This window comes from Actinoplanes sp. ATCC 53533, from assembly GCF_003947245.1.
On the sequence record NZ_QHHV01000318.1, the window covers coordinates 1 to 5,230 of the forward strand.

Below are 5,230 nucleotides of genomic sequence, written 5' to 3' on the forward strand. Positions count from 1 at the left end.
CAGATCGTGATGGAACACCTCCTCAAGCACCGCGCGGCGCGATAGCCCTGGACGGACCACATGAGATTCCTGCACACCTCCGATTGGCACGTCGGCAAGACCCTCAAGGGTCACCACCGTCTCCCGGAACAACGCGACGTACTGAACGAGATCGTCGGCCTGGCCGGCAAGCACGAGGTCGACGCCGTCCTGATCGCGGGCGACATCTACGACTCGGCCGCACCGTCGGCGGAGGCCCAGCAGTTGGTTGTCCAAACACTGCTCGCCATCCGCGACCTGGGTGTACCGGTGGTCGCCATCGCCGGGAACCACGACCATGCCGCGACCTTCGACGCCTACCGGCCGCTCATGAACGAGGTCGGCATCCACCTCGTCGGGACCCCTCTTGTCGGCGAGTCGGGTGGCACCCTCGAGCTGACCGCCCGTTCCACCAACGAGCCCGTCATCATCGCCACCCTGCCGTTCGTCCACCAGCGTTACATCGTCCGCGCCGCGGAGCTACTCGCCAACACTCCGGTGGAGAACTCGATCAGCTACGCCCAGCGGATCCAGCACATGCTGGCCGCGCTGGCCGCAACATTCCGACCCGATGCGGTCAACATCATGATGGCCCATCTCACCGTCACCGGAAGCACCTTCGGCGGCGGCGAACGGGCCGCCCAGTCAATCTTCGAGTATCAGGTGCCGGCCGCCGCCTTCCCCGCCGCGACGAACTACGTCGCTCTTGGGCATCTGCACCGCCGGCAAGTGGTCACCGCAACGGTCCCAGTGCACTACAGCGGTTCACCGCTGGCCATCGATTTCGGTGAGCAGAACAACGAGAGCGTCGTCTGCCTCGTTGAAGCGACGCCCACCACGGCCCGGATAACCGATCTCCCGATTCAGAGTGGGCGTCGCCTGCTGACAATCAGCGGCACGCTCGCCGAGATCGCCGCCCAGTCCGACGCGGTAGGAGATGCCTTCCTCCGCGTCTGGATCAAAGAACCTACGCGGGCGGGGCTGCGCGAAGAAGTCATCGAACGCCTCCCGAATGCTCTCGAAGTCCGCATCGATCCAGCCTTCACCGCGCCGACGGCCGATTCCCGACCGTCCAACGTGGCCGGCGGCGACCGCACCCCGGCCGAGCTGTTCGCCGAATACTGCGCGACCAAGAACGTCGACGACCCGCGGGTGCAGGCACTGTTCGCGCGCCTGCACGACACCACCTTCCAGTCGTGACCCGACAGCTTGAGGAGGCCTCATGCGGCCAGTGCTTCTGGAGATGACGGGCTTCGGATCGTTCCGCGAGGCGGCGACGGTCGACTTCGCCCAAGCCGACTTCTTCGCCCTCGTCGGCCCGACCGGTGCCGGCAAATCAACGGTCATCGACGCCATGGTCTTTGCGCTGTACGGCTCGGTGCCGCGCTGGGATGACCGGCGTACGGTGTCGCTCGCCTTGGCGCCAACCGTGAACAGGGGAGTCGTACGCCTGGTCTTCGACGTGGGCGTCCATCGCTACGTCGCCGCGCGAGAACTACGGCGGAGCCCGGCTGGGGTCAGCATTCGTAACGGCCGCCTCGAGCGGCTGATGGATCCCACCCGGCTGGGAACCGTCGACGACGAGACCGAGCTGATCGCAGCGGACGGCAAGGTGAACGGCGCCGTCGAAGACCTGCTGGGGCTCTCGTTCGGCAACTTCTGCTCATGCGTCGTACTGCCCCAGGGAGATTTCGCCGAGTTCTTGCACGCCAAACCAAGCGAGCGGCAGAAGATCCTCACCCGCCTACTCGGTATCACCGTGTACGAAACCATCGGCCAATCCGCCAACACGGAGGCGGCGGTGGCGAAGCAGCGGGCAAGCTCGCTCGACGAGCAGATCAGCCAGCTGACGGCCTTTACCCAAGAGGCTGAAGATGAGGCAAACCAGCGAGTCCAACAACTGGGTGACCTGCGAAACCAGGTCACTGCTCTGCTGGCAGAACTCGCGGACGCTGGCGCAGCAGCCGAGAATGCCGAACGAACCGTCCGCCGACTTTTAGAGGAGCAGGCCAGCCTCTCCGCGCTCGCCGCCCCGACCGATCTCGCAGCACTCAGCGAGCACCTGACCGCTGCACGGACGGCGGCAGACGAGGCGGAGCACAACCTCGCCGCCGCCGAACGGTTCGACGACGCAGCTCGGGCGGCTTTGCAAGCCGCGCCTGCGCGGGGTCCGCTGGAGCAAGTGCGGCGTGACCATGCTGAGCGCGCACGGCTCGCCCAGCGTCAGCCCGACGCCGAGAACGATCGGGCCGAAGCCGCCAATGCCCTGTCCGCAACGACAGTCGACTACTCCTCCGCGACCCGTGAGCTTTCGGCCGCCCGTGATGCTGCCGAAGCAGCAACAAGTTCAGTGACGGCGGCCAAGGACCGCGTTGCGGCACTAGGAGCCGAGTGCGTGAAGCTCGGTGAGCTATCCACTCCGACCGGCGTCGCCGAGATGAGCGGCAGCGAGACATCCGTCCAGACGACGCTCGCGGCGGCGCGGCAGGCGCTTACCGATGCAGAGACGATGGAGGCCGCCGCCAGACATGAACTCGACGCTGCGCCCACCCGAGCTCCGCTCGAGCAGGCTAAGCACGACCACGCTGAACTGGCCAAGATCCTAGCGTCGGAGCCGGAGCTGACTCGGCAGAACGAAGACGCAAAGCAGCAGGTCGCAGCGGCGCACACGGCAGTCGAGGAGGCACACCAGGCCGTCGCCAGGGCTCGGACGGCCCGAGACGAGGCGGCTCGCACCGATGCCGCGGCGGCCCTTCGGCCGCACCTCGTGGCGGGCCTGCCCTGTCCCGTTTGCGAGCATCCCGTCGAGGCGCTACCCAAGCCGCTGGATCACGAACTGCTCGCCGCGGCCAATAAATACCTTGCCGATGCAGAAGATCGTCTCCGTCGGACAACCCGGCACCACACCACGGCCGTCGCGGCCGAGCAACGGGCCGTCGGTGCACTTGAGAGCGCGGCCACATCGGCAAATGGACTCCGCCAAGCCCTGACCGGAGAACTGGCTGACGAGAGGTCGGTCGATGCTGAGCTGAGCCGACTGGACGGGTTGAACGTCTCGCTCCGAGCTGCCGGCGCCTGCCTTCACCAGGCGCGCGCCGCATACGACGCGGCCAACAAGGAGGCGGCCGCTCTGGAGAAGAGGCTGACGGTTGCCCGGGCTTCGCTGAACGGCGCTCGGGATCAGCTCGTACCGTTTGGCGCACCGGCCGTTGACGGTCTCGATCTCGCCGAAGCATGGCAAACACTCGAAGCCTGGGCGGCGACGGAGGCCGCAACCCGCAGCGACCTCCTCACGCTGGAGATCGATAAAGCGAGTAAGGCTGAGCAGGTCTCGGAAGCGAGCTCGACTGCGCTCGCCAATGCCCAAGCTGAGGCCAACCGCGCCGAGGTCGCAAAAATGTCCGCCGCTCTCGCCGATCAAGAAATGTCGCTCGTGCTTCGTCAACTCCAAGATCGAATCTCGGAGTTGAATGCTTCCCTCGTGGATGCCCCGGTCGACGAGGCTGCTGCCGCCGAGCTAACTCGCATCGATCATCTAGAAGCTGAGACCAAGGCTGCCCACGAGAAGATCCAATCATCCCGGGCCGCACGCGACTTGGCTGCCACCGCATTCGATCAGCTCCGCGCCAACGAGCAGACTGCTTGGCACGATCTGCAAGCCGCCCGCGATCGGTTGGTGCCGCTCGGCGCCCCGCCGGTTCGCCAAGAAAGTCTCCTGGCCGCTTGGACCGACCTCGTCGGCTGGGCCGGCCAACAGGCACACTCTCGGCAAACAGAGAGGGCAATCGCGGAAGGCTCTCTCGCGGCGGCAGAGCGGCACCTGAACGGGTTTCAAGGAGCCCTTGCGAATCGGCTGTCGCAGGCAGACGTGGTCGTGCCGCAAGGTCGGCCCCTCGCGGAGACGGTGGGGGCGGCCGTTGCGGCTGCCTTGGAACGGGCACGGGCGGACGCCCGCCACGTCCAAACTCAGCGAACACATCGGGCCGAACTCGTCGCCCGCAAAGCTGCCGCGGAAGCCGACCACGAGGTGGCGCACATGCTGGCCGGTCTCCTGCGGTCGAACGAGTTCCCTCGCTGGCTGGTCGCCTCCGCCCTCGACGTCCTGGTTCGGGACGCCTCGGCGAGCTTGGCCGAACTGACCGACGGCCAATTTGATCTCACCCACGAGGACGGCGAGTTCCTCGTGATCGACCACACCAACGCCGACCTGCCGCGCCCGGTCAAAACGCTGTCCGGCGGCGAGACCTTCCAAGCGAGTCTGGCGCTGGCGCTCGCACTGTCGGCGCAGATGACAACCCTCGCGGCCGCCGGCTCAGCCCGCCTCGACTCGATCTTCCTGGACGAGGGCTTCGGAACGCTGGACGAGACGACCCTGAACACCGTCGCCAACACGCTGGAGAACCTGGCGAGCCAGGGCGACCGGATGGTCGGAGTGATCACCCATGTCAGCACACTCGCCGACCGCGTCCCGGTGAAGTTCAGGGTGAACCGCGACCAGTACGGATCCACCGTCACGCGGGACAACTTGTGACCACACGGATTCGGTCGCCGCCGGTCTGCGATAGCAGCTCGGGCCAGCCGGGGACCGTGGTACTGGCTGCGGGGTACTAGCTAGGGCGCCGGTGGCTTCGGCGGCGTCGTAAGGAGATCTCAGGTAGGACATCGTCGTACAACTTGGCGGTGAAGTGAGGGCCGGAGTGGCGGAGCCGGTTGGAGATGACTTTCATCGGAACCCGCGGCAGGCCATGGCGGCGGCGCCATGCCGGAAGGTCGTGCAGGCGGATTAGGGAGTGCGGAGATGGCGGCTGCTCCAGGCACTGTGGTGGACGAGGTACCTACGCCCCGCTGGATCGCGGCTTCCCTGCGGGAGAACGAGGGCCGCGACCCGCTCGGCCTTCAGACGACCACCCAGGATCGATTGATGCCGCTGCTCCTGCCGGGCATCCTTGAACTGTCCCGACGTGCACGGTACTTCGCATTCCACGCCTTTCTCCTCGACGAATACAAAGGCAGGCGACTGCCGGCCGACGGCAAGTCGCTAGCCACATTCATCCGCCGGCGTGAGTGGGAACTCGGCATCGCGGTGCAGCGCTGCCCGAACGAGTGCGGATCGAGCCCGGTCGGCGCTCGGCGTCTGAGCGACGTCGCCGCAGGGCCGGGACCGTTCCCACGAGGGGAATCTGTGGAGAGCAGCTTCGGCGGATACGGGCTG

General features: G+C 66.6%; 3 protein-coding genes. All 3 read left to right on the forward strand.

Going from position 1 to position 5,230, the window contains the following annotated elements:
- Nucleotides 1–60 precede the first annotated feature (60 nt).
- Nucleotides 61–1,218 carry an exonuclease SbcCD subunit D gene (locus tag DMB66_RS55315; protein ID WP_125812050.1) on the forward strand — a complete coding sequence of 386 codons (1,158 nt, stop codon included), beginning with the start codon at nucleotides 61–63 and terminating at the stop codon, nucleotides 1,216–1,218.
- A 22-nt stretch (nucleotides 1,219–1,240) separates the two neighbouring features.
- Nucleotides 1,241–4,549, forward strand: coding sequence for an AAA family ATPase (locus DMB66_RS55320; protein WP_125812051.1), 3,309 nt, complete (start codon nucleotides 1,241–1,243; stop codon nucleotides 4,547–4,549).
- A gap of 390 nt (nucleotides 4,550–4,939) precedes the next feature.
- Nucleotides 4,940–5,230: hypothetical protein (locus tag DMB66_RS64980; protein WP_233625531.1), on the forward strand; the 291-nt coding region annotated here is incomplete at its 3' end.

What these genes read in the sequence shown, in the direction of transcription:
- DMB66_RS55315 (WP_125812050.1), top strand. Translation starts at nt 61, where the DNA reads ATGAGATTCCTGCACACCTCCGATTGGCACGTCGGCAAGACCCTCAAG.
- DMB66_RS55320 (WP_125812051.1), top strand. Translation starts at nt 1,241, where the DNA reads ATGCGGCCAGTGCTTCTGGAGATGACGGGCTTCGGATCGTTCCGCGAG.